Source organism: Streptomyces sp. NPDC020192 (assembly GCF_044388685.1).
Lineage (GTDB): Bacteria > Actinomycetota > Actinomycetes > Streptomycetales > Streptomycetaceae > Streptomyces.
Genome location: NZ_JBIRXG010000001.1, coordinates 488117 through 512882, shown reverse-complemented (window position 1 = coordinate 512882; position 24766 = coordinate 488117). Strand labels below are relative to the sequence as shown.

Annotated in this window: 24 protein-coding genes and 1 pseudogene; 6 read left to right on the top strand and 19 right to left on the bottom strand. The window is 71.3% G+C overall.

The window, feature by feature from the left end:
- Positions 1-37 precede the first annotated feature (37 nt).
- Entirely contained in the window at positions 38-565 is a 528-nt protein-coding gene (locus ACH47Z_RS02395) for a tetratricopeptide repeat protein (protein ID WP_399069608.1), read from the bottom strand.
- Between the two features lie 97 nt (positions 566-662).
- Between ACH47Z_RS02395 and ACH47Z_RS02390 the strand changes: the two genes are divergently transcribed.
- A complete protein-coding gene (locus ACH47Z_RS02390; RefSeq protein ID WP_399069606.1) occupies positions 663-1058 on the top strand; it encodes a hypothetical protein in 396 nt (131 codons plus the stop codon).
- Between the two features lie 67 nt (positions 1059-1125).
- Here ACH47Z_RS02390 and ACH47Z_RS02385 read toward each other — a convergent pair whose 3' ends face one another.
- The 10 genes and pseudogenes from ACH47Z_RS02385 to ACH47Z_RS02340 all read right to left on the bottom strand — a co-directional run bounded on the left by ACH47Z_RS02385 (position 1126) and on the right by ACH47Z_RS02340 (position 13048).
- On the bottom strand, positions 1126-2652 hold the full coding sequence (locus ACH47Z_RS02385; RefSeq protein WP_399069604.1) for a DUF1996 domain-containing protein: 1527 nt from the start codon (positions 2650-2652) through the stop codon (positions 1126-1128).
- A 148-nt stretch (positions 2653-2800) separates the two neighbouring features.
- On the bottom strand, positions 2801-3454 hold the full coding sequence (locus ACH47Z_RS02380; protein WP_399069603.1) for a LuxR C-terminal-related transcriptional regulator: 654 nt from the start codon (positions 3452-3454) through the stop codon (positions 2801-2803).
- The gene (locus tag ACH47Z_RS02375; RefSeq protein ID WP_399069600.1) at positions 3439-4737 is read right to left on the bottom strand and encodes a sensor histidine kinase; all 1299 of its coding nucleotides are present in this window, start codon (positions 4735-4737) and stop codon (positions 3439-3441) included. The genes ACH47Z_RS02380 and ACH47Z_RS02375 overlap by 16 nt, the downstream gene beginning before the upstream one ends.
- A 31-nt stretch (positions 4738-4768) precedes the next feature.
- Positions 4769-6460, bottom strand: a pseudogene (locus tag ACH47Z_RS02370) (IS200/IS605 family accessory protein TnpB-related protein).
- Positions 6461-6643: 183 nt separating this feature from the next.
- On the bottom strand, positions 6644-7654 hold the full coding sequence (locus ACH47Z_RS02365; protein ID WP_399069598.1) for an NAD-dependent epimerase/dehydratase family protein: 1011 nt from the start codon (positions 7652-7654) through the stop codon (positions 6644-6646).
- A gap of 69 nt (positions 7655-7723) precedes the next feature.
- The gene (locus ACH47Z_RS02360) at positions 7724-8263 is read right to left on the bottom strand and encodes a winged helix-turn-helix domain-containing protein (RefSeq protein WP_399069596.1); all 540 of its coding nucleotides are present in this window, start codon (positions 8261-8263) and stop codon (positions 7724-7726) included.
- Between the two features lie 282 nt (positions 8264-8545).
- Positions 8546-10357, bottom strand: a complete 1812-nt coding sequence (locus ACH47Z_RS02355) for a hypothetical protein (protein WP_399069595.1) — start codon at positions 10355-10357, stop codon at positions 8546-8548.
- A gap of 68 nt (positions 10358-10425) precedes the next feature.
- On the bottom strand, positions 10426-11457 hold the full coding sequence (gene glnII, locus ACH47Z_RS02350; RefSeq protein ID WP_399069593.1) for a glutamine synthetase: 1032 nt from the start codon (positions 11455-11457) through the stop codon (positions 10426-10428).
- 407 nt (positions 11458-11864) lie between these two features.
- Positions 11865-12560: a hypothetical protein gene (locus ACH47Z_RS02345; RefSeq protein ID WP_399069591.1), complete on the bottom strand. Its 696-nt coding sequence runs from the start codon at positions 12558-12560 to the stop codon at positions 11865-11867.
- 119 nt (positions 12561-12679) lie between these two features.
- The gene (locus tag ACH47Z_RS02340; RefSeq protein WP_399069589.1) at positions 12680-13048 is read right to left on the bottom strand and encodes an ArsC/Spx/MgsR family protein; all 369 of its coding nucleotides are present in this window, start codon (positions 13046-13048) and stop codon (positions 12680-12682) included.
- 100 nt (positions 13049-13148) lie between these two features.
- On the opposite strand from ACH47Z_RS02340, the gene ACH47Z_RS02335 reads away from it, so the two are divergent.
- Together ACH47Z_RS02335 and ACH47Z_RS02330 are read left to right on the top strand one after the other, a co-directional pair.
- Complete coding sequence (locus tag ACH47Z_RS02335; protein WP_399069586.1) at positions 13149-14699, top strand: AMP-binding protein; 1551 nt, start codon at positions 13149-13151, stop codon at positions 14697-14699.
- Between the two features lie 146 nt (positions 14700-14845).
- A complete protein-coding gene (locus tag ACH47Z_RS02330; protein ID WP_399069585.1) occupies positions 14846-15160 on the top strand; it encodes a hypothetical protein in 315 nt (104 codons plus the stop codon).
- Positions 15161-15223: 63 nt separating this feature from the next.
- Here ACH47Z_RS02330 and ACH47Z_RS02325 read toward each other — a convergent pair whose 3' ends face one another.
- The 4 genes from ACH47Z_RS02325 to glnA form a co-directional block, all read right to left on the bottom strand.
- The gene (locus ACH47Z_RS02325; protein WP_399069583.1) at positions 15224-15808 is read right to left on the bottom strand and encodes a hypothetical protein; all 585 of its coding nucleotides are present in this window, start codon (positions 15806-15808) and stop codon (positions 15224-15226) included.
- A gap of 31 nt (positions 15809-15839) precedes the next feature.
- The gene (htpX, locus tag ACH47Z_RS02320; RefSeq protein ID WP_399069581.1) at positions 15840-16757 is read right to left on the bottom strand and encodes a zinc metalloprotease HtpX; all 918 of its coding nucleotides are present in this window, start codon (positions 16755-16757) and stop codon (positions 15840-15842) included.
- A 139-nt stretch (positions 16758-16896) separates the two neighbouring features.
- Positions 16897-17151, bottom strand: coding sequence for a hypothetical protein (locus ACH47Z_RS02315; protein WP_399069579.1), 255 nt, complete (start codon positions 17149-17151; stop codon positions 16897-16899).
- A 198-nt stretch (positions 17152-17349) separates the two neighbouring features.
- On the bottom strand, positions 17350-18759 hold the full coding sequence (gene glnA / locus ACH47Z_RS02310) for a type I glutamate--ammonia ligase (RefSeq protein ID WP_399069577.1): 1410 nt from the start codon (positions 18757-18759) through the stop codon (positions 17350-17352).
- Between the two features lie 210 nt (positions 18760-18969).
- On the opposite strand from glnA, the gene ACH47Z_RS02305 reads away from it, so the two are divergent.
- The 3 genes from ACH47Z_RS02305 to ACH47Z_RS02295 all read left to right on the top strand — a co-directional run bounded on the left by ACH47Z_RS02305 (position 18970) and on the right by ACH47Z_RS02295 (position 21450).
- A complete protein-coding gene (locus tag ACH47Z_RS02305; RefSeq protein ID WP_399069576.1) occupies positions 18970-19437 on the top strand; it encodes an RDD family protein in 468 nt (155 codons plus the stop codon).
- 165 nt (positions 19438-19602) lie between these two features.
- Positions 19603-20817: an acyl-CoA dehydrogenase family protein gene (locus tag ACH47Z_RS02300; RefSeq protein ID WP_399069574.1), complete on the top strand. Its 1215-nt coding sequence runs from the start codon at positions 19603-19605 to the stop codon at positions 20815-20817.
- A 132-nt stretch (positions 20818-20949) separates the two neighbouring features.
- Positions 20950-21450, top strand: coding sequence for a flavin reductase family protein (locus tag ACH47Z_RS02295; RefSeq protein ID WP_399069572.1), 501 nt, complete (start codon positions 20950-20952; stop codon positions 21448-21450).
- Between the two features lie 63 nt (positions 21451-21513).
- Here ACH47Z_RS02295 and ACH47Z_RS02290 read toward each other — a convergent pair whose 3' ends face one another.
- The 4 genes from ACH47Z_RS02290 to lipB all read right to left on the bottom strand — a co-directional run bounded on the left by ACH47Z_RS02290 (position 21514) and on the right by lipB (position 24616).
- Positions 21514-22203: a DUF4191 domain-containing protein gene (locus ACH47Z_RS02290; protein ID WP_399069570.1), complete on the bottom strand. Its 690-nt coding sequence runs from the start codon at positions 22201-22203 to the stop codon at positions 21514-21516.
- Positions 22204-22263: 60 nt separating this feature from the next.
- A complete protein-coding gene (locus ACH47Z_RS02285) occupies positions 22264-22461 on the bottom strand; it encodes a hypothetical protein (RefSeq protein WP_399069569.1) in 198 nt (65 codons plus the stop codon).
- Positions 22462-22681: 220 nt separating this feature from the next.
- Complete coding sequence (gene lipA, locus ACH47Z_RS02280; RefSeq protein ID WP_399069567.1) at positions 22682-23671, bottom strand: lipoyl synthase; 990 nt, start codon at positions 23669-23671, stop codon at positions 22682-22684.
- Positions 23672-23794: 123 nt separating this feature from the next.
- Complete coding sequence (gene lipB, locus ACH47Z_RS02275) at positions 23795-24616, bottom strand: lipoyl(octanoyl) transferase LipB (RefSeq protein ID WP_399069565.1); 822 nt, start codon at positions 24614-24616, stop codon at positions 23795-23797.
- Positions 24617-24766: the final 150 nt, after the last annotated feature.

Below are 24766 nucleotides of genomic sequence, written 5' to 3'. Positions count from 1 at the left end.
CGCCGGATGGGTGATTCACCCCGGCCTCGGCCCTGCCTCAGTTCTCCGGTTCGACCAGGAGGCGCGCGTAGTTGGCCATCGAGCGCTGGTAGCGCGGCAGATGGGGGGCCAGCGCGCCGAGGACGAGGGAGAGGCCCTCGCGGTCCCGGCCGAGACTGGACAGGCACAGCGCGAGACAGGCCCGTACGGCGTCGTCCAACTCATCCGAGGGAGCGACCAGTTCGGGCGTGAGCAGCTTGACGCCCTCCTCCGCCTGGCCGATGTTCCGCAGGGAGCTGGACAGCTGGATCTTGGCCCGGCGGCCCTTGTACTGGCTCGCTTCACCGAGTCCCCGTGCCAGCGCCTCCTGGTACAGCGGCACCGCCTTGTCCGAGTGCCCGGTCGAGTCCCAGGCGCAGGCCTGCTCGAAGGGGCCCAGCGGGCTGTCGTCCGGCAGCTCGGCGACCAGCGCGTCGATCAGCGCGCGGAACTCGTGCGCGCGCTCTTCCGGATAGTCGTCGAGGGTGGCCCAGGCGGCGGCCACGCGGTCTTCCCAGTTCTCGGTCACCGGGGCACTTTCGCACATCCGTGCCTACCCGGTCAGCGGATTTGAGCGTACGGCGGCCGGGGTCCGTATCCGAAGGAGCCGAGGCATGCTTGGGCCACCAGGACCGGAGGAACTGATGAGGGTGACACGACTGCTGCCGGCCGTCACGGCCGTACTGGCGCTGGCGGGCTGCGCCGCGGGCGGGGAGACCAGGAGCGCCCCGCCCACCGCGACCGGCAGCCTGGAGAGCCTGGCCGCCGAGGTGAAGTGCAAGCCGAACATGCAGACCGACGCCGACACGATCCGCCAGGCCATCTGCACCAACACCGACGGGAAGTTCATCCTCGCCACCTTCTCCACCGACCGCGGCCAGCGCGAGTGGATCAACGACGCGAAGGACTACGGCGGTTACTACCTGGTCGGCCGCAAGTGGGTCGCCGTCGGTGACGACGGTGTCGTCCATGCGCTGCGCGGCAGGCTCGGCGGGGACGTGGAGATCGGTACGAACCACGCCGCCCACTCCGACCACTGACCGACCGCCAACAGGAAGAAGCGGGCGGTGGGAGACTCCCACCGCCCGCTTTCCCAGGGGGTTTTCACTACTGGCAACGCTGCCCGGTGTTGATGCAGTTCGCGATCGTGTTGGCCAGACCGCCGTTCGTGACGCTGATGAAGTCGTCGTGGTCGGTGATCGGCTTGTGCAGCTCCTCCGGGAAGCCGTCCACCGCGTAGGCGTTCTTCACCTGGCCGTTCTGGATGACCGGCTGCGGCACGTTGTACACCAGGCGCATCGTCAGCTGCGGGATCGCCTTGAAGCCCGCCGGGCAGGCACCGCTCGCCGGATCGGCGAAGGCCACGTGCGTACGGTGGTTGGCGCTGTCGATGTTCTTGCCGTCCCAGCAGCTCTGGAAGGCGAACGTCCGCACCACCTTGCTGCCCGCCGGGCAGATCGGGTACTGCGTCGTCAGCTGCACCTTGTTCTCGAAGCCGGTGCAGCTCCAGTGCGCGTTGGCGTTGGCCGGGCCGTTGACGAAGGCCTTGGCGTCACCGGTGATGATCCGCAGGAACTGCGGCATCGCGACGACCTTGCTGGTCGGGTTGCCGACGTACTTGATCTGCGCCTGCTGGGCGACCAGGATCTTGCCGACGTTCTTGTCCTTGCCGCCGCCATCCGCGTTGGCGTCCTTCTCCTGCGTGCCGTCCTGTAGACGAATGACCGGCCAGTAGTACGCCGACAGGTCGTTCTTGTTCTGGCAGCTGGTGCCGCCCTGCAGGAACGTCTGGTTGCTGGAGAAGGCGTTGACCTTCTGGTTGCCCACGTAGTCGTGCACGTGGTGGGCGCCGTTGGTCACACCCGGGGCGACGATGACGTTGTCGCTGTTGTGGTTCTGGTTCGCGTTCACACCGCAGCGCGTGACGAACGTACCGGTCGAGGCGTTGGCCGACTTCTGCGGCTTGGCCTGGACGTTCGCCGCGACCTTCGTGATGTCCACGAAGTCCGCCGCGGACGGGCCGTCACCGCCCTGGCCACCGTTGTTGGCCTGCCCCTGCTGCTGACCGCCCTGCTGCTGGCCGCCGTTGTTGTTCTGCTGCTGACCACCGTTGTTCTGGCCGCCGTTCTGCTGCTGGCCGCCGGCGGTGGTCTGGTTGGCGGCCTGCGTCGTGCAGGCGGCGAGCTGGGAGAGCGAGTTGTCGAACTGCCCGCCGACCCGCTGGATGTCGATGCGGATCCGGTCGATCGTCGCGGCCCGCTTCTCCTTCAGGGGGCCGACGATCGCGTTCTGCACGAAGCTCGGGTCGTTGGTCTGCGCCTGCCGGGTGGAGGCGAGCCGGTTGTAGGCCTCGGTGATCTGCTTGTCGAGGTTGGCCAGCTCCGTCGCCACACCCTGGCGGGCCGCCTGGGGGACGTTCGTCAGCTTCTGACCGACATCGGGGCAGGAGATGGTCGCGACCTGGGCCGTCGCGGCCTTGGTCGAGTTGCCTCCCCACATCTGGTTGTTCGACTCGTGCGCCGAGGCGTAGAAGTTCGCCCAGATCAGCCCGCCCCCACCGAGCGCTAGGGCCGCCGATGCGGCTATGGCCTTGGTGGCCAGCGGCGTACGGCGTTTACGTGTGTTGCGTCCCATGGAACTCCTCTGACTTCCTTGCGGGGCAGCATCGAGGCGCCCGACAGGAGTGAAGCGGCGCCCTTGTGTACGGACGCCGCCTCAGAGGTGTTCACCGGTCTCACAAATTCCTCGTAGAAACAGGTGAGTTGGCAGGTCAGCGGCTGGCTCACCGGTCCTGGTCGAGGTGGGCGAGCACCGCCAGGACGCGCCGGTTGTCATCGTCCGACACCTCCAGTCCCAGTTTGCCGAAGATGTTGGAGGTGTGTTTGGCGATGGCCCGTTCCGTCACCACGAGCTGGGCCGCGATGCCCGCGTTCGACCGGCCCTGCGCCATCAGCTCCAGCACCTCCCGCTCGCGCGGGGTCAGCCGGCCGAGCGGCCGGTCCTCGGCGGAGCGCCGGGACAGCAGCTGCTGGATCACCTGCGGGTCCATCGCCGTACCCCCGGCCGCGACCCGGCGTACGGCGTCGATGAACTGCTCGGCGTCGAACACCCGGTCCTTCAGCAGATAGCCGACCCCGCCGGTGCCGTCGGCGAGCAGCTCGCGCGCGTACAGCTGTTCCACGTGCTGGGACAGCACCAGCACCGGCAGCCCCGGCCGCGCCGCGCGGGCCGCGAGCGCGCACTGCAGCCCCTCGTCGGTGTGCGTGGGCGGCAGCCGTACGTCCACCACGGCGACGTCCGGCTCCAACTCGGCCAGCGCGCGGGCGAGTTCGGGGCCGGACTCGACGGCGGCCGCGATCTCGAAGCCGAAGGCCTGAAGCATCCGGACCAGCCCGTCGCGCAGCAGGAAGAGGTCTTCGGCTAGGACAACACGCACGGAATCTCCATGGTCACCATGGTGGGGCCGCCGGCGGGGCTGCTGACGGCCAGGACGCCGTCGAATGTACCGAGCCGCCGCTCGACCCCGGCGAGCCCCGACCCGGCGCCCACCGCCGCGCCGCCCCCGCCGTTGTCGGTGACCGTGATCCGCAGCCGGCCGTCGGTGTGGTGCAGGTCGGCCCAGATCCGGTCGGCGCCGGAGTGCTTGACGGCGTTGGTGAGCACCTCGCTCACCGCGAAGTAGGCGGCCGACTCGACCGGGGCGTCCGCGCGGCCCGACAGCTCCACGGTCACCTCGGTCGGCAGGGGCAGCCGCAGCGCCAACGCCCGTACGGCGTCGCCGAGTCCGCGTTCGGCGAGGACCGGCGGGTGGATGCCGCGCACCAGGTCGCGCAGCTCCTCCAGGGCCTCGGCGGAGTTCCGGCGAGCCTGGGCGAGCAGCCTCTTCGCCTGCGCCGGGTCCTGTTCCACCAGCACCTCGATGGTGCCGAGGTCCATGCCCATGGCGACGAGCCGGGCCTGCGCCCCGTCGTGCAGGTCGCGCTCGATGCGGCGCAGCTCGGCGGCGGAGGTGTCCACGGCGTCCCGCCGGGTCTCGGTCAACACCCTGACCCGCTCGGTGAGTTCGGCGTCGCTGCCGAGTACGGCCCGGCCGAGCAGGAAGTGTGCGCCCAGGGTGCGCGGGACGTAACGGCCGGCGAGGGCGAGGAGTACGGCGGCGAGCCCGGCCGCGCCGAACGCGCTCGTCTGGTCGGTGACCGGCACGAAGAGGTACCAGTAGGTGCCGCCTGACCCGGAGACGTACGGCCGCCACAGCCCGGCCGCCAGCAGGAGCCCCTCGACCGGGTAGGCCACCAGCAGGGCCGGGAGCAGCGCGGTGACGAAGCCCGCCGTGAAGCTCACCGGCAGCCACAGCACATCGCGCCGCACCTGCGGGTCGCCGAGCAGGCGGAAGGTACGGGTCCACGGATTGGCCTTCGCCGGCATGGGCCGGTACGCCGCCGGGATCCGCACCCCGCACCACTCCTCGGCGAGCCTCCTGTGGACGTCCGCCAGGGCCCGCACCCCGGTCAGGATCACCGGGGTCGTGACCAGCCCGATGCCGAGCGGGACGAAGGCGACGGAGAGGAGCGTCAGGACGAAGAACGCCACACCGAGCGGCAGCACCGCCACGGCCAGCGTCAGGCCCCGCACGGCGTCCAGCAGGACCTTTTTCGTACGGACCCGCACCGTGCCGCTCGTACGGGCCCGTACCGTGCCGCGCTTGATGTTGGTGTTCATGCCATAAGTCTCGCCGAGACGCCCGTCCGGGTCAGTCGTCCGAGGCCCCCTCCTGGGGGGTGGTGCCAGATACACCGCTCCTACAACTGAGCATGAGTTGTACAGGCTCAGTCGGACGCTCCGAACGGTGTTGAGCGTCCTGGTCGCCCGCGTTCGCTCCGCGTCCGGCTCCATCGGATCGTGTCCGTGGTCCGGGGATGCGAGGGCGGCCCGCGGCCGGAGGCCGCTGATGGACAGCGCCTCACGCCCTCGGGTCTCGCGTCCGGCCTGGGCGGTCCGATGCCCACGACGATCGCTCTGGTCGTCGTGGGGCGGTGCCGTCCGTCGCCGGGTACGGTGCCCGAGGGCGCGTCGTCCGATCGCGACGCTGGCCGCGTCGTGGCGGGTGGTCTTGCGCTTGTTGCTAGTGAGGGGCTTCTGCCAGTGCTGGGCGCCCCAGATCGAGGTGTATGCCGGGTCGACCGCGACCACGGTGATGCCCAGCTCGGCCGCCATCGACACGAGCCTTGACCGCAGCTTGCTCACGGGCATGCCGGAGATCAGCTTGCGGAACCGCTTGCGCCGTCCGTGCTTCTCGCGGGTCTTCTCCGCTGCGAAGTCGAGGTCTTCGATCGCGATCGCGAGGCCGAGCCGGGCAGCCCAGTGCAGGAGCCGGATGAGTGCGTGCCGCACCTGCGCGTCCCGGTGGGCGGCCGGGCCGTCGAGGTCGAAGGAGAACCGGCGGGGCTTGCCGCACGGGTTGCCGTGCTCGTCGAGCCGCCATGCGGCGGTGGGGGAGGTCGGCGTTGGTGTCCACGCCTACCAGCCCGTTCGCGCGGGCCGCCTCCAGGGGAACGGTCTTGACCGGCGGGTTCGTCCACGATGCGGTCAGGTACCAGCGGCCGCGTGCCGTGTCTTCGTGGATGCGGTAGGCGACCGCCCGGTTCGCGGCGACGCGGTCGGCCCACTGCTCGCCCCGGTGCGCGAACGACACCTTCGCGGCGAGCACGTACCGGCCGTACGGGGCGTTGGCCAGGTGTGCCAGCGGTGCGGGGAGCTTGATGCTCACCTCGCCGTCGGGGGTGAGGCGGATGGTCTCGTTGCCGAACCGCTTGCCGGACTCGCCGTCGGCCGCGAGGAAGCGGCGCTCGGCCTGCCACCGCGCACGCCACCGCTCCTCCGTGAGACGGGCGGCCTGCAGGTGGTGGCGGGTGTTCAGCAGCCGTTTCCCGCCGCGCACCACGCGCACGACACCGGCCTGCCAGTCCGCCCGCACGGCGTCCAGGCGGTCGGCCAGCACGTGCAGGCGGCGCGATTTGGCGTGCCACTCCCGCCTGCTGCGATAACCGCCCGGCGCCTTCTTCGAGCCCTTCTGGCCGATCGGCAGGGACAGCCGGTGCGTGATCGTGTCGATGCCGGCTTCGAGGCTGTGGATGTGCGCGAGGTGGCCACGTCGCGCGAGCGCCCACTGATCGTGGGAGGCCTTCGTGATCGACCCGGCCCACCGGGAGGAGGACTCCCCCGTCAGCATGCGCTTGCGCTCGGCCCACTGCTCGGTGTCATGGTCCAGCCCGTCCGCGCACCGCGCTTTGAGGTCACGGCAGGCGAGCGTGCCGAGCAGGTCACCGACCAGGCGCAGCACCTTCTCGTCCTCGGTGGTCAGGTGCTTGAGCCGGTCACGGATGGCCACACCGGACGGCCCCAGGGCGACGAACGGCGCCGCCATCTCCCGCAGCCCTCCCATGCCCTCGCCCCGTCCCTGTGTTGGCCGAAGATCCCGTCACCCCAGCCAACGACCATCACTGGCAAAGGTCACGCATTCGATGAACAAACGCACGTCCACCTTGGATGCCCGCGAGTCCCGTGGCCGAGATGCTCACTCATGCACGCCAGAACACGCTCATCCGCAGCCAACGGGCAACAGTTCTCAACCCCCCGCCCCGGCCAGTACCTTCGCCTCCGTCTCCGGGTCGAGGCCCAGGGCCGGGCGGTCCGGGCGCCGGGGGGCCTCGCCGCCGATCTCCGTGAGCCAGCGCCAGGTGTCCGCGACGGTCTCCCGGACCGGCCGGCAGGCCAGGCCGGTGGCCAGCGCCCGGGACACGTCCCCGCGGTGTGCCGCGGCGTGCAGGTCCGTGCCCGGCGGCGTCCACACCGGCAGCTGGGTCCAGGGCTCGATCCCGGCGTCGAGGACGACCTGCGGGTCGGTCCAGCGCAGCTCGGCGTCCGCGCCGGTGGCCCGGACGCACTCCTCCAGCAGCTCGCCCATGGTGGTGTGCCCGGACGGGCTGACCAGGTCGTACGGCCCGCTCAGCCGCTGCTCGACCGCGCCGAGGAGCCAGTCGGCGAGGTCACGGGCGTCGATGTACTGCAGCGGCAGATCGCGCGGGCCGGGAGCGAGGACCGGGCCGCCGCGGGCGATCCGGGTCAGCCACCAGGGCAGCCGGCCCACGTTCTCGTACGGGCCGAGGATCAGCCCGGCCCGCGCCAGCACCGAGCGGTTCGCGCCGAAGGTCTCGACGGCGGCCAGCTCACCGCCGCGTTTGTCGCGGGCGTAGTCCGTCGGCCCCGCGTCGGCGGCGCCCTCCACCACGGCCCCGGCCTCGGCGGGCCCGCCCAGCGAGGGCCAGGGCCAGGTGTACACCGACCGGCTGGAGACGTACGCGTACCGCGCGGCACGGCCCCGCAGCAGCCGTGCCGCGGCGAGCACGGCACGCGGCTCCGCCGACCAGGTGTCGATCACGGCGTCCCAGCCGCCCGGCTCCGCGGCGAGGGCGGCGAGACCGTCGGGAGCGGTGCGGTCGCCGTGCAACGACCGCACCCCGGCCGGGGTTCGGTGCCGTCCCCGGTGGAAGACGGTCACCTCCCAGCCGCGCGCCACCGCGGCCTCGGCGACCGCCCGCCCCACGAACTCCGTACCGCCCAGCACAAGAAGTCTCATGCCCCTGATCGTGCCCGCTCCGGGCGCGTGGCGGTACGGGACTCTGCCCAGGGCAGAGCGGCGGCCGGATCAGCGGGCGGTCGGCGGCGTGTACTTGTAGCCGACCCGGCGCACCGTCTGGATCGTCTGCCGGTACTGTGCGCCCAGCTTGCGGCGCAGCCGGGCGACGTGCACGTCGACGGTACGGCCGTCGCCGACATGGCCGTAGCCCCATACCGTGGTGACCAGCTGGTCGCGGGTGTGCACCCGGTGCGGGTGGGCCACCAGGTGGGCGAGCAGCTCGAACTCGAGGTAGGTCAGGTCGAGTTCGCGGCCGTCGACGCTGGCGGTGCGCTGCACGGGATCGATGCGGACGAGGGGGTCGCCGGTGTCGCCGGGGCGGTCGGTGTCCACGACGTGGGGTCGGTCGGCCGGGATGAGGACGAGGTAGCCGACCATCGGCGGCTGCCCCGGCAGCGTGGGCAGGGTGTGCTTCGGCGCGGGCAGCCAGGTGGCGCCCGGCGGCAGGAACTCCGCGACATCGATCACCTCGTCGGGGTCGACGGCGCGCAGTCGCTGCCGGGCAGGGGAGGAGACGGGGACGGAGGACAGAGGACGAGTGGTCGCCATGAGGGGTCAGCTCTTTCGCGCGAGGGGTTCGTCGGGAAGGACGTACGTCGTTTCGCGCTGGCCGAAGGCCGGGGTTACGGCTTTAGAGGGCCCGCGCGTTCGTCGCGCGGCAACACACCCGGTCGAAGTCGTGGTGCTGACGGGAAGGCCAGAAGGGCTCGAGGTCGTGGCGACCCGTCGCGGTGTACTTCTGGAAGCTGGCCATACGCCCATTGAAGCAGACGCGGGCGCCGGACAGGACCCCCACCCGAGATGATGTCTCGGTATCCGGACATGTACCGCTCAGTCGAGCACCGTCGCGGAGTCCAGCAACTCCCGTACGGCGGACCGCAGCAGGTAGTCCGGGTGCGGGCCGCCCTCGACGAACAGGTCGGAGGAGACCCGCCGACGCGACTCGGCGATCCTGCGCAGCGGGTCCACGGAGAACCGGGGGAGGAGGCCGATCGTGGTGAGGGCGGGCAGGGCCGCGGGCAGGTCGACACCGGCCCGGTCGCCACTCCCGACCAGCCACCGGGCGAGGGGCTCCACCGTGTCCTCGGTCCGGCCCGTGATGCGCCACACGGCGAGCGCCGCCCGGCCCCGGCCGCCGACCGTACGGCTGCCCGCCAGCAGCGGCTCGATCAGGGGCAGCAACGGCGCGGCTGCGGGCCCGAGTTCACCGGCGTACGCCACCCACCCCGAGGCCGGGTCGGGGCGCTCGCGGTCGAGGAGGGCGAGCGCCGGCTCCGGGTCGCCGGCCACCCGGTGGTACGCCAGCGCGGCGGCCCTCGACACCGAGGAGCCGGTACCCGTGGTCGCGGCCGCCCGCAGGGCCTCGGCGCCGACGGCACCGGCGGCCGGTCCGAGCGCGCCGAGCACGGTGATCGCGCCGCCGTACTCGTGCCCGGGGACCAGGGCGGCGAGCCCGGCCACCGCCTCCGCGGCCACCTCGGGATACCGGGCCAGCATTCCGACCAGCCAGGACGAGGCCACGTCGAGCCGCCCGGCCACGGCCCGCGCCACGGGCAGCGCCCCGGCCCCGAACACCTCGGCCACCGCGCTGACGGCACGGACGGTGCCGTCCAGGTCGGGCGCCTCCTCGACCAGCCGCACGACCTCCGGCACCACCTCCGCCGTACCGGCGCGGGCCAGCACGGTGAGCGCCGCGGCCCGTACGGCCCCGTCGTCCGCGTCCAGGTACGGCAGCACCCGCTCGCGCACCTGCCCGTGATCCTCCGTGGGCAGCGCACAGGTGAGCCGGGCCAGCCGGTACAACTCCCATGCGCTGTCGCCGAGTTCCGCCAGCACCCAGGGCAGGACGGCCGTCTCACGGTCCCGCCAGCGCTCGGTGATCTCGTGGGCGAGCGGCACGCCCTGGGCGAGGGCCCGCAGTGCCGCGTCCGGGTCGTCCGCCACGAGCCGGTCGGTGAACGGGCGGTAGGGGTGCGGCCAGTAGCCGCTCGCGCGGTCGTGCGGGTCGGCCGCGTACGCCCGCGCGCCGACGTCCACCAGGGCGCCGGGCAGCGGTGGTTCGGCGGTGCGCAGCAGATCCTCGGCGGCGGCGAGCCGTACCCGGGGTGCGGGATCGGCCAGCAGAGAGTGCCGCCAGCCGCCGTCGCCCGCCTCCAGCAGCCCGAGCGCGGTGACGACATGCCCGCGCACCTCAGTGTCGGATTCCGCCTCGAGCCGGGCCCGCAGCAGGGGGAGGAGGGGCGCGGCGTACGGATGGCCGAGGTGGGCGATCAGCAGCACCATGGCGTCCCGGATCTCCGCGTCGGTGTCGTGCGCGAAGGGCAGCAGGTCCGGCATCACCTCGGCCACGGCCCGCCGCGCGGCGGCGCGTACGGCGGGCTTCCCGGATCCGTCCGCGATGCCGGCGAGCAGCCAGAGCAACTCCCGCCGGTGGCCGGGCCCGTGGAGGGCGAGCCGGGCGAGGTGGGGGACGGCGGCGGCGGACGCGTCGTAGACGCTGCCCTGATGGCACAGCGCGGAGACCAGGCCGTCCATGGCCTCCTCGCGTACGTCCGGGCCCTCGGACTCCATCGCGCGCAGCAGGTCGGGGATGTCGTCGGCCGGGCCGTACGCGTGGCCGAGGTCCGCCCATCGGGTCTGCATGACAGCGCACGATATGCGTAAGGGGCGCCCGCCAAGACGGCGGGCGCCCCTTACGGGAGTCGGGCGGATCAGACCTGGCCGGCCTTCTCCAGGGCGGAGCAGCAGGTGTCCACCAGCAGGCGGGTCACCACGTACGGGTCGACGTTGGCGTTCGGGCGGCGGTCCTCGATGTAGCCCTTGCCGTCCTTCTCGACCTGCCACGGGATACGGACCGAGGCACCGCGGTTGGAGACGCCGTAGGAGTACTCGTTCCACGGGGCGGTCTCGTGCAGACCCGTGAGGCGGTCGTCGATGCCGGCGCCGTAGTTCTTCACGTGGTCGAGCGGCTTGGAGCCCTCACCGAGCGACTCGCACGCGGTGATGATCGCGTCGTAGCCCTCGCGCATGGCCTTGGTGGAGAAGTTGGTGTGCGCGCCCGCACCGTTCCAGTCGCCCTTGACCGGCTTGGGGTCGAGGGTCGCGGAGACGCCGAAGTCCTCGGCGGTGCGGTACAGCAGCCAGCGGGCCACCCACAGCTGGTCGGAGACCTCCAGCGGGGCGAGCGGGCCGACCTGGAACTCCCACTGGCCCGGCATGACCTCGGCGTTGATGCCGGAGATGCCGAGGCCGGCCTTCAGGCAGTTCTCCAGGTGGGCCTCGACGATGTCACGGCCGAAGATCTCGTCGGCGCCGACACCGCAGTAGTAGCCGCCCTGCGGGGCCGGGAAGCCGCCCTCGGGGAAGCCCAGCGGACGGGAGCCGTCGAAGAAGGTGTACTCCTGCTCGATGCCGAAGATCGGCTCCTGCGCGGCGAACTTCGCGGCGACCTCGGCCAGCGCGGCACGGGTGTTGGACTCGTGCGGGGTCATGTCGATGTCGAGGACCTCGCACAGCACCAGGATGTCGTCACCGCCGCGGGTCGGGTCCGGGCACGTGAAGACCGGCTTGAGCACGCGGTCCGAGGCGTGGCCCTCGGCCTGGTTGGTGGAGGAGCCGTCGAAGCCCCAGATCGGCAGCGCGTCGAGACCGGCCGGGGCACCCGTGATGATCTTCGTCTTGGAACGAAGCTTGGCCGTCGGCGTGGTGCCGTCGATCCAGATGTACTCAGCCTTGAAGGTCACGGGGCCACATCCTTAGGGGTGGGTCGGGTGCACTCGTCGTGGCGGGTGCTGCGGCGCTGCGGCACTGGGGCGCCGCTCGATCTGCCGCGCAGCCTGTCAACAGGCGATTTCCCGGCCATTGCTCCTGTGTGAACCCCGTGTTACCTGGGTGTTCTGTGGCACGGCTCACGTTGTGAGGTGCCGGCGGGCGGGGTATGGGCGCCCTCCGGGCCCGAGCGTCCCGGCCGGCGACCGCCACCCCCGCACGGTCGCCGACCTGGTGCTCCGGCCGGACGCGGTCCTGGACGGCCCGGGACACGCCGCCTGTTCCTCCTGAGCCCGACCCGGTGTTTCGCTGGGCTCAAGGCGGCGTATCCGCTGCGTGTCCTGGACCTGCCGGCCTCACCCGCTTCCTGTCGGACCGAGCCTCACCCCACCTTCTCGATCAGGGCGTGGCGGATGAGGAACTTGCCGGATTCCCGGACCTGTTCGAAGGCCGCGTTGTTGAGCAGGACGCAACTGCCGGAGACGGAGGTGACCTTCACCGTCGTCGCCTTGTTGTTGTCCAGGTTGGTGACCTTCAGCGTCGTACCCGCCGGGAACTGGTTGCTGGACGCGGCCGGGGCGCCGGCCTCGCCGGAGAGGGTGACGGTGGAGCCCTTGCAGACCTGCTGCCCGGAGGCCGCGGCGGCGCCACCGCCGCTGCTGCCCGCGGCCGCGCTCTGCGAGGGCTGCGCGTTCTGCGAGGGTTGCGCGCTCTGCTGCTGGGCCTGGCCGCCCTGCGCCGACTGGGAGCCCTGAGCCGACTCCCCAACGGTGCAACCGGCCGCCTTCTGCTGGACCTCGATCTGTTTGACGACCGCCTGCCGGTTGGCGATCCGGGCCGCCGACTGGGCGTCCGGACTGGCCTGCTGTCCGGCGATGAAGCGTTCGTTGTTGCCGAGGGCGGTGGCGAGGCCCTGGCAGACGGTCGAGTTCCCCGCGGACAGGGTCTTCGCGTTCTGCGCGGGCTGGGCGGCGTTGGACGTGCTCGCCAGTGCGAAGGCCCCACCGCCCGCCACCGCCGCGGCGCTGACGAGCAGCGCGATCTTCTTCTTCGTGCCGAGAGTTCTCCTGCGCGACATGCGCGCCTCCTGAAGAGGTAGGGGAGCGTACGCCGCTATGTACGAGATACCGAACAGAGTTACTCAGCGGTTGCGGGAGTCGGTGAAGTGGGCTGCGTCACAGCAGAGTTGGGCGCGGCTCAGTCCTTGTCGCGGGACAGGGCCTCCCGTACCGCGTCCTCGGTGCGGGCCACCAGGGCCGTACCGTCGTCCGCGGTGATGATCGGCCGCTGGATGAGCCGGGGGTGCTCGGCGAGCGCGGTGATCCAGCGCTCCCGCGACTCCGCGTCCCGCGCCCACTCCCTGAGCCCCAGTTCCCTGGCGTCGGCCTCCCCGGTCCGGGTGATGTCCCACGGCTCCAGGTTCAGCCGCTCGAGTACGGCCCTGATCTCGTCCGCGCTCGGCACGTCCTCCAGATAGCGGCGGACGGTGTACTCGGCCCCCTCGGCGTCGAGCAGGCTGATGGCGCTGCGGCACTTGGAACAGGCCGGATTGATCCAGATTTCCATGGGCCAACGGTAGCGAGTGCGGCCTCCCGCCCGCGCCGCAGGCCGCCGCCGGGGACGGCGACCGGTTGCCGTACGGCCGTACCTCGCCTTCCATGGGACCATGCCCGCCGCATACGTGACCGGACTCGTCGCGGCACTGGAGGGGCACGCCGGCCGCCCGGCGCTGGGCGGCGCCGGCCTCGGCGGTCGTGTGCTCGACCATGGCGCACTGCTCGACGAGGTCTACCGCGTCGCCGGCGTGCTCGGCGACACGGGGGTGCGCCGCGGGTCCGGGCTGGCGTGCGTGCTCGGCGGGAACCGGGCACAGGCGCTGCTCCTGCGGACCGCCGCCCACGTCCTGGGCGCCCGGTTGACCCTGGTCGTACGGGACGCGTCCACGTACGGAGTGGCGTACCTCCTCCGGGACTGCCGTCCGGACCTGGTGGTGCACGACATCCCGGTGCCGGACACGGGCGTACGGCGGCTGGCGCTGACCGAACTGCTCGCGGCGGCCGCACCGCGGGAGCCGGTCGCGGTGCCCGTCGCCGCCCGCGAGGACGACGTGGCACGCGTGATCTACACGGGAGGCACCACCGGCCGGCCCAAGGGCGTCGCCACCACCTTCCGCGCACTGGCGGCCCGCCCCGGCGAGCAGGCCGCGCGAACCGGCACCTATGTGTCGGTGGCCTCCCTGGCCGCGCGCTCCGGCGGCCGTTGTCTCGAACACTGGCGGGCGGGCGGCCGGGTGGAGGTGCTGTCCGCCTTCGACACCGGGAAGCTGCTGGCCGCCTGCCGGACACTGGGGCCGGCGTCGACGTATCTGCTGCCGCCCATGATCCTCCGGCTCCTGGCGGACCCCCGGGCCGCCGACGGGATTCCGGGCCTCGAGGCGATCAGCTACGGCTCCTCGCCGATCCCGCCGGAGCGGCTGCGGCAGGCGGTCACCGCCTGGGGCTGCCGCTGGCAGCAGGGCTACGGCTCCACCGAGTCCGCGGTCGTCACCAGGCTGACCCCCGCCGACCACGCGGCGGCCGTCGCCGACCGGCCCTGGCTGCTGGGCTCGGTGGGCCGGCCGGCGTCCGGGGTGGAGATCGACGTACGGCGGACCGGAGCCGTCGGGCGGTCACTGCCCGTCGGGCAGGTGGGCGAGGTGTGGGTGCGGTCGGCCGCGCGGATGGCGGGCTACTGGATGCGGCCCGACCTCACGGAGGAGGTGCTGCGCGACGGCTGGCTGCGCACCGGCGACCTCGGGCACCTGGACGACGACGGCTATCTCTACCTCGACGACCGGGTCAAGGACATGGTGGTGGTCGACGGGGACAACATCTACTGCCTGCCCGTCGAAGCGGTCCTCACCGAGCACCCCGCCGTCGCGCAGGCCGCCGTGGCCGGCCGGCCCAGCGCCCGGACGGGTGAGGAGGTCTGCGCCTTCCTCGTGCCGGCGGCCGGCCGCGCGCCGAGCCGGCGGGCCGCCGCCGAGGCGTGCGCACGCGTGGCGGACCGGCTCGCTCCCGCACACCGGCCGACCGCCGTCTGGTGGACGGAGCGGCTTCCCCTCAACGCGAGCGGCAAGGTGGACAAGCGCGCGTTGCGTGCCCTGGCCGGGGCGGGCGACGGTCCGCGGTGTTCGAATTTCTCGGCGCCTCTTGAGCATCACTCGGACCGTCCGTGACAGGATGTCAATTGCAGGGCTCACCTGGAGCTTTGCCGGGCTCGCGGACTGCCTGATTGTCAGTGCCGGGCAGTAGACTGGAAGCAGTGTTCGAGGGTGTCGCCGGGCTGTCCGGTCGGCACCCTGACCGCGACAGGAGGATGCCCGTGCCCGCTGCCGCCCTGAAGCCGAAGCCGTTCCCGACCCAGTCCACCGCCCAGCACCCCGTTCTCTTCGACTCGCCCTACGAGCCCCTGACGAAGCGTCCGCTGGCGGCCGGGCGGCCGCGCGAGTGGTACGTCAGCCACAACCGCCGGCTGAAGGCCATGCGCCTCGCCATAGCCCTCCTCGACTCGGGCGTCTACCTCCCGGCCCAGGCCTCCGACGCCACGATCCGCACCACGGCGCAGGACATCGGCATGCGCCCGCCGTCCGACACGACCTGCCACATGGTCCGGGCGTTCATGCGCTACAGCCGCTGAGACCGGTCGCACACCGGGTGCCCCGCCGACCGACCGGCGGGGCACCCGGCACGACGGCGCCGGTCACAGACCGGGGGCGCCCCACACCGGGAACCAGCGGCTCAGGTCCTGTTCGATCCGCAGGTCGTTCGCCAGGGTCGCCTTCACCTGGAGTTCCAGCGCGCTGTCCCGGCGCTCGCCCGCACCGGGGACGGGAGCGAAGGGGTAGAACGTGCCCCGCTTGTAGAGGTAGACCAACGCCAGCCTGCGGCCGGTGTCGTCCTGGAACGCGGCCAGCGAGCACAGCAGCTGCGGGCCGAATCCGTTGACCTCCATCGCGCTGTTCACCGCGTGCAGATCGTTGACCAGCTGGGGCAGCTGGTCCGGCGTCCGCTCGGACACCAGCCACGAGTAGCCGTACGTGTCCCGGCGCAGCTCCACCGGCGGACCGGTCCGGTCGGTGTCCGCGTCCAGCAGCGCCTGCACCTCCCGATGGGTCTGCTCGAAGGCCGCGCCCTCCACCGTGGCGAAGCACACCGCCCCGCCCCCGGTGGGTGTGAAACCGGCCGCGGCCTGCAGCGTCACGGCCGCCGAGGGCAGCGCGAAGAGCTGATCCAGATCGGGCGCGACCGGTTTCGTACGGCCCAGCAGGATGTCCAGCAGCCCCAATGCTCAGCCCGCCTTCCGCAGTGCCATGTGCTCAGTCCGCCTTCCCGGGAGTGGCGGCCTCGCCCAGCTCGGCCGAGATCCGGCCCAGCTGCTCGAGGCGCTGCTCCAGGGTCGGGTGCGTGGAGAAGAACCGCTCCAGGCCCGGCTCCTTGCCCTCCGCCGGGGTGAAGTAGAACGCGTTGAAGGCCTGGGCCGTGCGCAGATCCTTGGTCGGGATCCGGGCGATGTCCCCGGAGACCTTGGTGAGCGCCGAGGCGAGGGCCGACGGGCGGCCGGTGAGATGCGCGGCCGCGCGGTCCGCCGCCAGCTCCCGGTACCGCGACAGCGCCCGGATCAGCAGGAAGCTGATCGCGTACACCGCCGCCGAGACACCCAGCACGGCGGCCATGATGACGGCCGTGTTCTGGTCCCGGCGGCCGCCGAAGACCTGTGAGTAGAAGGCGAACCGGACGATCAGGCCCGCCAGCACCCCGAGGAAGGACGCGATCGTGATCACGGCGACGTCCTTGTGCGCCACGTGCGACAGCTCGTGCGCCAGCACGCCCTCCAGCTCGGCGGGTTCCAGCCGCCGGAGCAGCCCGGTCGTCACACAGACCACCGCGTGGTCGGGGTTGCGCCCGGTCGCGAACGCGTTCGGCATGTCCAGCTCGGACACGGCGACGACCGGCTTGGGCATGTCCGCGATCGCGCACAGCCGGTCCACCACCGCGTGCAGCTCGGGATACTCCTCGCGCTCCACGACCCGCCCGCGCATCGCGAACATGGCGATCTTGTCGGAGAACCAGAACTGTGCCACGAACATCGCCCCGACCACGACGACGACCAGCAGCCAGGACTTCAGCAGCACGATCAAGGCCGCGACGAAGCCCACGTAGAGCAGACCGAGCAGGAACATCGTGAGTCCCATGCGCACGGCCAGCCGTCGATCGCTCCGGAACCGGCTCTGCATCTTGCATCACCCCGCAGTCACGCACTCGTCCCGCTGTCCAGTGTGCACCTGCCGATTCCCATGAAGTGGTTCCGAACGGCCCTAGGGGCAGCAAAAGGTACCTGTGAGCGCCGCTCCTGGTACGAAGAGTGAGCCGCGTCTAGTAGGAGGAGCGGAACTGCACGAACCCGATCAGCACCATGACCACGATCACTGCGGCGACCACGACGGCCGTGGACGCCCAGGACGCCCGGCGCGGCACCGGATCGGGGTCGGCACGGAAGGGCGCCGGGTTTGGCGGGTTCTCCTTCCAGCGGGCGGCGAGCATCCGGGCCCGCGCCGAGGGCTCCTTGTGCTGGGCGGATTTCGCCCAGCGATGATCGAACTCCCGCTCCCAGTCGTTCTTTTCTGCCATCCCCGTTCAACCTCTCTCGTCCGGCAGGGTCAGAAGGGATGATCCCCCGAAGGGAGGAAGGAAGGGAAGCCGCAAAGGTCGCCCGCCCGAGACCTGACGGGACCCGGACATGGGGAAACCCCCCGGTCCTCTCCCTTTCGAGGAGGGAGCCGAGGGGTTTCCCTGTGGTGCTGTGCCGCCGGAGGGGCGGCGCGGCTGTCACACGTCGAAGTAGAGCTCGAACTCGTGCGGGTGCGGACGCAGCTGCAGCGGCGCGATCTCGTTGGTGCGCTTGAAGTCGATCCACGTCTCGATCAGGTCCGGCGTGAAGACGTCGCCCTGGAGGAGGAACTCGTGGTCGGCCTCGAGCGAGTCGAGGACGGCCGGGAGGGAGGTCGGGACCTGGGCGACGTTCGCGTGCTCCTCGGGAGCCAGCTCGTACAGGTCCTTGTCGATCGGCTCGGCCGGCTCGATCTTGTTCTTGATGCCGTCCAGACCCGCGAGGAGCAGGGCCGAGAAGGCCAGGTACGGGTTGCCGGAGGAGTCGGGCGCACGGAACTCGACGCGCTTGGCCTTCGGGTTGGAGCCCGTGATCGGGATACGCATGGCCGCGGAGCGGTTGCGCTGCGAGTACACCAGGTTGATCGGAGCCTCGAAGCCCGGCACCAGACGGTGGTACGAGTTCACCGTCGGGTTGGTGAAGGCCAGCAGCGACGGGGCGTGCTTGAGGATGCCGCCGATGTAGTAGCGGGCGGTGTCCGACAGGCCCGCGTAACCGGCCTCGTCGTAGAACAGCGGGTCGCCGTTCGACCACAGCGACTGGTGGACGTGCATGCCCGAGCCGTTGTCACCGAAGATCGGCTTCGGCATGAAGGTCGCGGTCTTGCCGTTGCGCCAGGCCACGTTCTTCACGATGTACTTGAACAGCTGAAGGTCGTCGGCGGCGGCCAGCAGCGTGTTGAACTTGTAGTTGATCTCGGCCTGGCCGGCGGTGCCCACCTCGTGGTGCTGGCGCTCGACCTTCAGGCCGGACCGCTCCAGCTCCAGGGAGATCTCGGCGCGCAGGTCGGCGAAGTGGTCGACCGGCGGGACCGGGAAGTAACCGCCCTTGTAGCGGACCTTGTAGCCGCGGTTGTCCTCCAGCGCGCCCGTGTTCCAGGCGCCCGCCTCCGAGTCGATGTGGTAGAAGGACTCGTTCGCGGACGTGGCGAAACGGACGGAGTCGAAGACGTAGAACTCCGCCTCGGGACCGAAGTACGCGGTGTCGGCGATCCCGGTGGAGGCCAGGTACGCCTCGGCCTTCTTCGCCACGTTGCGCGGGTCACGGGAGTACTGCTCGCCCGTGATCGGGTCGTGGATGAAGAAGTTGATGTTGAGCGTCTTGTCCCGGCGGAACGGGTCCACCCGGGCCGTCGACAGGTCGGCGCGCAGGGCCATGTCGGACTCGTGGATGGCCTGGAAACCACGGATCGACGATCCGTCGAAGGCCAGCTCCTCGTCGGGGTCGAACGCCTCGACGGGCACCGTGAAGTGCTGCATGACGCCCGGCAGGTCGCAGAAGCGGACGTCGACGAACTTGACGTCCTCGTCCGCGATGAACTTCTTGGCCTCGTCGGCGTTCTGGAACATCCAGCTCCTCCTACTCCCGACCGTCCTCGCCGGGGTGGTAGATCGTTCGTGCGGCCAGTGCGGTGGCACACGCTGGTCTCGACCCTAGGGACGGGTGATTTCTCGGGCGTGACCCGTTTGTTTCGCAGAAGTTAACCGGCCACGTGTCCACCGTAGCCCCGACACACCCCTCGGCACAGGGCTCGTCACCGGGCGCAGTACCTTTGACGAGTGGACAACAGGCGTGCAATCGGATCATGGCTGTCCGGGCCCCGCGAGGCCCTGGAAGACGCCGGTGCCGACTTCGGTTACCGGGGGGAACAGCTCGGTCTCCCGGAGACCGGGCCCAACTCGGTCGCGCGGCCGGGCCGGCGCATCGGCGCCCTCGCCGTGGACTGGGCGATGAGCGTCCTGATCGCATACGGCCTGATCACCCACGGCTACAGCCAGGCGACCAGCAACTGGGCCCTCGGCATCTTCTTCCTCCTGAGCGTCCTGACCGTCGGCACGATCGGCTCCACCCCCGGCAAGCGGCTGTTCCGCATCCGGGTCGTCGCGCTGGAGACTGGCGTGGTCAACCCGGTGCGCGCGCTGGTGCGCACGATCCTGCTGTGCCTCGCGATCCCGGCGCTGGTCTGGGACCGGGACGGCCGGGGCCTGCACGACCGGCTCGCCAAGACCGTCGAAGTCCGCATCTGAGGCTCCGCCACCCGACAGGGCGGCCAGGCCCCACCTTCGGGTGCCTGGTTCGTCCGATCATACGAATTTCCCGGTCCCGGTCGGGTGATCGTCGGACCGGTGTCCGGCCCGCGCCGCTGCGGCCCGGTGAGACTGCCGCCATCCCCGGTGGAGGTGGCGGACAGAATGACTGGCGACAGCACACAGACGCGTACGGACGAGGCGCCGCGCCTCTCGCGGATCATGGTCGGCGCACCCGGCGCGGCCCGGATCGCGGCGCGGTGCGCCGAGGAGGCGGAGGCCGCCCGGCGGCTCACGCCCGAGGTGGTCGAGGCGCTGAAGGAGGCCGGCTTCGCCCGGCACTTCGTGCCCGCGACCCACGGCGGCACCGAGGGCGGCTTCGAGGAGCTGACCTGCGCGGTCGGCGTGGTGGGTGAGGGCTGCGCCTCGGCGGCCTGGGCCGCCTCGCTGGCCGCCTACGCCGGCCGGTACGTGGCCTTCCTGCCCGCCGCCGGACAGGCGGAGATCTGGGCCGACGGCCCCGACGTCCTGGTGGCCGGCGCGCTCATGCCCGCCGGGACGGCCGAGCGCGTGCCCGGCGGCTGGCGGCTGAGCGGCGAGTGGAAGTACATCAGCGGGGTGCACTTCGCCGACTGGGTCCTCGCCTGTTCGGTCGTACCCGGCGAGGCCGGTCCCGAGGGGCGTACCGGCGGCCGCTCCGACCGGTCCGGCGAGGTGCGGTTCTTCGCGGTGCCGCGGGCGGACGTCGTGGTCAGGGACAGCTGGTTCACCCTCGGCATGCGGGGGACCGGCAGCGACACCCTGGTCCTCTGTGACGCCTATGTGCCCGACCATCTGACCCTCGGCAGATCCGCCGTGCACGAGGGCCGGGCGGTCGGCACGGACGCCCGCTGCCACATCGTCCCCATGTACGCCGTGAACGCCCTGCCGTTCGCCGCCCCGCTGGTCGGCGCCGCCCGGGGCGCCCTGCGGGCCGCGCACGAGCAGACCCGGCGGCGCCTGGACCGGCGCGGCAACCCGGTCCGCGACAAGCCCTCGGTGCAGATCGACCTGGCCCGCTCCGCCGCCGAGGTGGACGCCGCCGAACTCCTCGTGCGGCGCACCGCCCGGGCCGCCGACGGCATCGACGAGCCCGGCGCGGCCGAGGCGGCGGTGCGCGGGCCGCGGGACCTGGCGCTGGCGGTGGAGCTGCTGGTGTCCGCCGTGGAGCGGCTCTTCCGGGCCACCGGCACCTCGGGGCACTTCGAGTCCGACCCCGTCCAGCGGTTCCGGCGGGACATCGACACGGCGGCCTCGCACGTGGCCCTGTCCTTCGAGACCACCGGCGCGGCCTACGGCGCCTGGGCACTCGGCGCCGGGAACGCCGTCCCGGCCCGCTGACCGTCCCGGCCCACCCCCGGGTCCTCTCTGGTTGCCCGGTACCCGTGGCGGCGGCATAGTCGTGATCGGTGACGGTGACCGCCCGGACACGGACGGTCACCGAGCCGACGTCGCGGGACAGGTGGTGCGCGTATGACCGATGGTCAGGATGTGATGGCGGCCGGGGTGACCCCCGAGGAGTTCCGGGACGCCATGGCGCGCTTTCCGTCGGGCGTCGTGGTGGTGACCGCCCGCTGCGAGGACGGCACCCCGCGCGGCTTCACCGCCAGCTCCTTCTGCTCGGTCTCGCTGGAACCGGCGCTGGTCCTGGTGTGCCTGTCGGACATGGCCGACTCGGCGGTGGCCTTCGCGCGCTGCGAGCACTTCGCGGTGAGCGTGCTGGCCCCGGAACACCGGCATCTGGCGCTGCGGTTCGCCACCAAGGGCGCGGACAAGTTCTCCGACCGCCTGCTCCGGCCGAGCCCCGCCGGGCTGCCGACGGTGTGGCAGGCCCCCGTACAGCTGGACTGTGCCGCATACGCGCGTTACCCGGCCGGGGATCACACGATCCTGGTCGGCCGGGTAACGGGAGTGCGGCTGGGCGAGGGGTCGCCGATGGTCTACTGCGAGCGGGAGTTCCACTCGCTGAACTGACCGACGGCCGCCGCCGGGGGCGTACGAGCGAGCCTCGAGGGCTCTTCGGGCGATCTTCGAGCCTCAGCGGCCCTTCGGCATGCGCATGCCCTTGGGCATGGGGCCCTTCGGCAGCGGCATGTTGGACATGAGGTCACCCATCGCCCGAAGCCGGTCGGTGGTGGCCGTCACCTGCGGGCCGGTCAGCACGCGCGGGAACTTCAGCATGGTCGTGCGCAGCTTCTTCAGCTCGACCATGCCCTCGCCGTTGCCGACGATGACGTCGTGCACCGGGACGTCGGCCACGATGCGGTTCATCTTCTTCTTCTCGGCGGCCAGCAGGCTCTTCACCCGGTTCGGGTTGCCCTCGGCGACCAGCACGATGCCGGCCTTGCCGACCGCCCGGTGCACCACGTCCTGGCTGCGGTTCATCGCCACCGCCGGGGTCGTCGTCCAGCCCCGGCCGATGTTGTCCAGCACGGCGGCCGCGGCGCCCGGCTGACCCTCCATCTGGCCGAAGGCGGCACGCTCGGCCCGGCGGCCGAACACGATCGCGGTCGCCAGCAGAGCGATCAGCAGACCGAAGATGCCCAGGTAGATGGGGTGACCGAGCAGGAAGCCGATCACGAGGAAGACGGCGAGAGTGCCGATGCCGACAGCCCCGAGAACCAGGCCGATCTTCGTGTCGACCTTACGGGTCATCTTGTACGTGAGAGCGATCTGCTTCAGTCGCCCTGCGTTCGCGGCGTCCGCCGCGGTTTCCTTCCTCGCCATGCCACGAAGTCTACGTGGCCCCGGGAGTGCCGACGACGGCAGTGCCCGAGGGGGTGGGGGTCAGGAGCGGGCCGCGGCCTGCTCCAGGAAGCGCTGCGCCTCGACCCGGTCCTTGGCGCGGCGGCGGTCCTCCAGCACGGACGTCCAGGCGTTGCGGCGAGCGGTGCGCTGACCGCCGCTCATGAGCAGTGATTCGACGGCGCGGAGCGCGTCGGTGAAGGACGGGATGGCGGTGGCGCGTACGGGCGCGGCCTGCATGGTCGAGGTCCCCCCTCGGGACGGCGGATGGTGTACGTGGCGTGATACCAGTGTCACTGTTTGGTGTTACCAGGGAGTGTCCGACCGGTCAAACACCCATGAAGCCTTGATGCGGGGCGCCCAAACGATGACGCGGCCCTGATGGACGCCCTCATCAGCGAGGACGGTCAGGACCGCGTCGACTCGGCCATTACCGGCCGGTAATTGCTTGTGCGCGAATTCACACAGCCTGGGTGGCGATGTAACTGCCGCCCCGCTGCGGAGCAGCTGAATGACGCTGTTCGATGGCCATCTGGTACAGGCGGCCGGCCCGGTACGAGGAGCGCACCAGCGGGCCGGACATCACGCCGGAGAAGCCGATCTGCTCGGCCTCCTCCTTCAGCTCCACGAACTCCTGCGGCTTGACCCAGCGCTCGACCGGGTGGTGCCGTACGGAGGGGCGCAGGTACTGGGTGATGGTGACCAGCTCGCAGCCCGCGTCGTGCAGCTGCCTGAGCGCCTCGCTGACCTCCTCGCGGGTCTCACCCATGCCGAGGATCAGGTTCGACTTGGTGACCAGGCCGAAGTCACGGGCCTCGGTGATGACCTTCAGGGAGCGCTCGTAGCGGAAGCCCGGGCGGATCCGCTTGAAGATCCGCGGCACCGTCTCGACGTTGTGCGCGAAGACCTCCGGGCGCGCGGAGAAGACCTCGGCCAGCTGCTCGGGGACCGCGTTGAAGTCGGGAGCCAGCAGCTCCACCTTCGTACGGCCGCCCTCGCGGTCCGCCGTCTGCGCGTGGATCTGCCGCACGGTCTCGGCGTACAGCCACGCCCCGCCGTCCTCCAGGTCGTCGCGGGCGACGCCGGTGATGGTGGCGTAGTTCAGGTCCATCGTGACCACGGACTCGCCGACGCGGCGCGGCTCGTCGCGGTCCAGGGCCTCGGGCTTGCCGGTGTCGATCTGGCAGAAGTCACAGCGCCGGGTGCACTGGTCGCCGCCGATGAGGAAGGTCGCCTCGCGGTCCTCCCAGCACTCGTAGATGTTCGGGCAGCCGGCTTCCTGGCAGACCGTGTGCAGGCCCTCGCTCTTCACGAGGTTCTGCATCTTCGTGTACTCGGGACCCATTTTCGCCCGGGTCTTGATCCACTCGGGCTTGCGCTCGATGGGGGTCTGGCTGTTGCGGACCTCCAGACGCAGCATCTTGCGTCCGTCGGGTGCGACTGCGGACACGACCGGCTCCCTGCTGTTTGACGTGCGTGAATCTTCGATTCTTCGGCGCACTCCAGGGTACGCCCGTGCTAATTGCGCCCTGCCGCAGAGGCCAACCTCGCAGATGCAGGCCTCATTCCCGGCTCAGGCGGTCGCCTTCTCGATCAGCCGCGGCTTCGGTTCCGCATTCTCGAGTACGTCCCTCAGGTGCCGCTCGACCACCGGCAGGACCTCCTCGATGGTGACGTCCCGGCCCAGCTCGCCCGCGAGGGAGGCGACCCCCGCGTCCCGGATCCCGCACGGGATGATCCGGTCGAACCACTTGTTGTCGGGGTTCACGTTGAGGGCGAAGCCATGCATCGTGACGCCCTTGGCGACCCGGATGCCGATCGCGGCGATCTTGCGGTCCTCGCGGCGCTGGCCCGCGTTGGAGGGGGCGTACTCGGGACCGTTGAGCCGGGGGTCGAACTCCGGGTCGCTGATCCGCGGGTCGAAGTCCAGGGCCAGGCCTCCCCCAGCCTCCGGCCGGGGGGACCCCCACAACGGCCGCTGTTCGACGGGGTCGCCGAGCACCCACACACCGCTGCGGCCCTCGACCCGGGTGGTCTCCACGCCGAACTCGGCGCAGGCGCGGATGAGCGCCTCCTCGAGCCGCCGTACGTGCGCGACCACGTCCACCGGGCGGGGGAGTTTCTGGATCGGGTAGCCCACCAGTTGGCCCGGTCCGTGCCAGGTGATCTTGCCGCCGCGGTCCACGTCGATGACCGGGGTGCCGTCCAGCGGCCGCTCGCCGGCCTCGGTGCGCCGGCCGGCCGTGTAGACCGGCGGGTGCTCCAGGAGGATCACGGTGTCCGGGACCTCGTCGGCGAACCGGGCCGCGTGCACCCGGCGCTGCTCGTCCCAGGCCTCCTGGTACTCGACGGCTTCCGCATCGAACCCCATGCGGACGAACCGCAACTCACTCACGGCAAGCGCCTCCCTCAGCGACGGCCGGGCAATCGACCGAGCGATCGGTGTGTCAGGCACGTAACGCGCCCACGCCACTGTACGTCCGACCGGAGTACGTCAGCCCTACGGGCGTTTCTCACACGATCGGATGAATGCCTGGCGGAATGT

Bases quoted from the DNA above. Each gene is read 5' to 3' on its own strand.
- ACH47Z_RS02345 (WP_399069591.1), bottom strand. From the start codon at position 12,560: ATGTCGCGCAGGAGAACTCTCGGCACGAAGAAGAAGATCGCGCTGCTC.
- ACH47Z_RS02385 (WP_399069604.1), bottom strand. From the start codon at position 2,652: ATGGGACGCAACACACGTAAACGCCGTACGCCGCTGGCCACCAAGGCC.
- ACH47Z_RS02355 (WP_399069595.1), bottom strand. From the start codon at position 10,357: ATGCAGACCCGATGGGCGGACCTCGGCCACGCGTACGGCCCGGCCGAC.
- ACH47Z_RS02395 (WP_399069608.1), bottom strand. From the start codon at position 565: ATGTGCGAAAGTGCCCCGGTGACCGAGAACTGGGAAGACCGCGTGGCC.
- glnA (WP_399069577.1), bottom strand. From the start codon at position 18,759: ATGTTCCAGAACGCCGACGAGGCCAAGAAGTTCATCGCGGACGAGGAC.
- ACH47Z_RS02360 (WP_399069596.1), bottom strand. From the start codon at position 8,263: ATGGCGACCACTCGTCCTCTGTCCTCCGTCCCCGTCTCCTCCCCTGCC.
- ACH47Z_RS02390 (WP_399069606.1), top strand. From the start codon at position 663: ATGAGGGTGACACGACTGCTGCCGGCCGTCACGGCCGTACTGGCGCTG.
- htpX (WP_399069581.1), bottom strand. From the start codon at position 16,757: ATGCAGAGCCGGTTCCGGAGCGATCGACGGCTGGCCGTGCGCATGGGA.
- ACH47Z_RS02375 (WP_399069600.1), bottom strand. From the start codon at position 4,737: ATGAACACCAACATCAAGCGCGGCACGGTACGGGCCCGTACGAGCGGC.
- ACH47Z_RS02340 (WP_399069589.1), bottom strand. From the start codon at position 13,048: ATGGAAATCTGGATCAATCCGGCCTGTTCCAAGTGCCGCAGCGCCATC.
- ACH47Z_RS02295 (WP_399069572.1), top strand. From the start codon at position 20,950: ATGACCGATGGTCAGGATGTGATGGCGGCCGGGGTGACCCCCGAGGAG.
- ACH47Z_RS02290 (WP_399069570.1), bottom strand. From the start codon at position 22,203: ATGGCGAGGAAGGAAACCGCGGCGGACGCCGCGAACGCAGGGCGACTG.
- ACH47Z_RS02365 (WP_399069598.1), bottom strand. From the start codon at position 7,654: ATGAGACTTCTTGTGCTGGGCGGTACGGAGTTCGTGGGGCGGGCGGTC.
- ACH47Z_RS02300 (WP_399069574.1), top strand. From the start codon at position 19,603: ATGACTGGCGACAGCACACAGACGCGTACGGACGAGGCGCCGCGCCTC.
- ACH47Z_RS02335 (WP_399069586.1), top strand. From the start codon at position 13,149: ATGCCCGCCGCATACGTGACCGGACTCGTCGCGGCACTGGAGGGGCAC.
- ACH47Z_RS02315 (WP_399069579.1), bottom strand. From the start codon at position 17,151: ATGGCAGAAAAGAACGACTGGGAGCGGGAGTTCGATCATCGCTGGGCG.
- ACH47Z_RS02285 (WP_399069569.1), bottom strand. From the start codon at position 22,461: ATGCAGGCCGCGCCCGTACGCGCCACCGCCATCCCGTCCTTCACCGAC.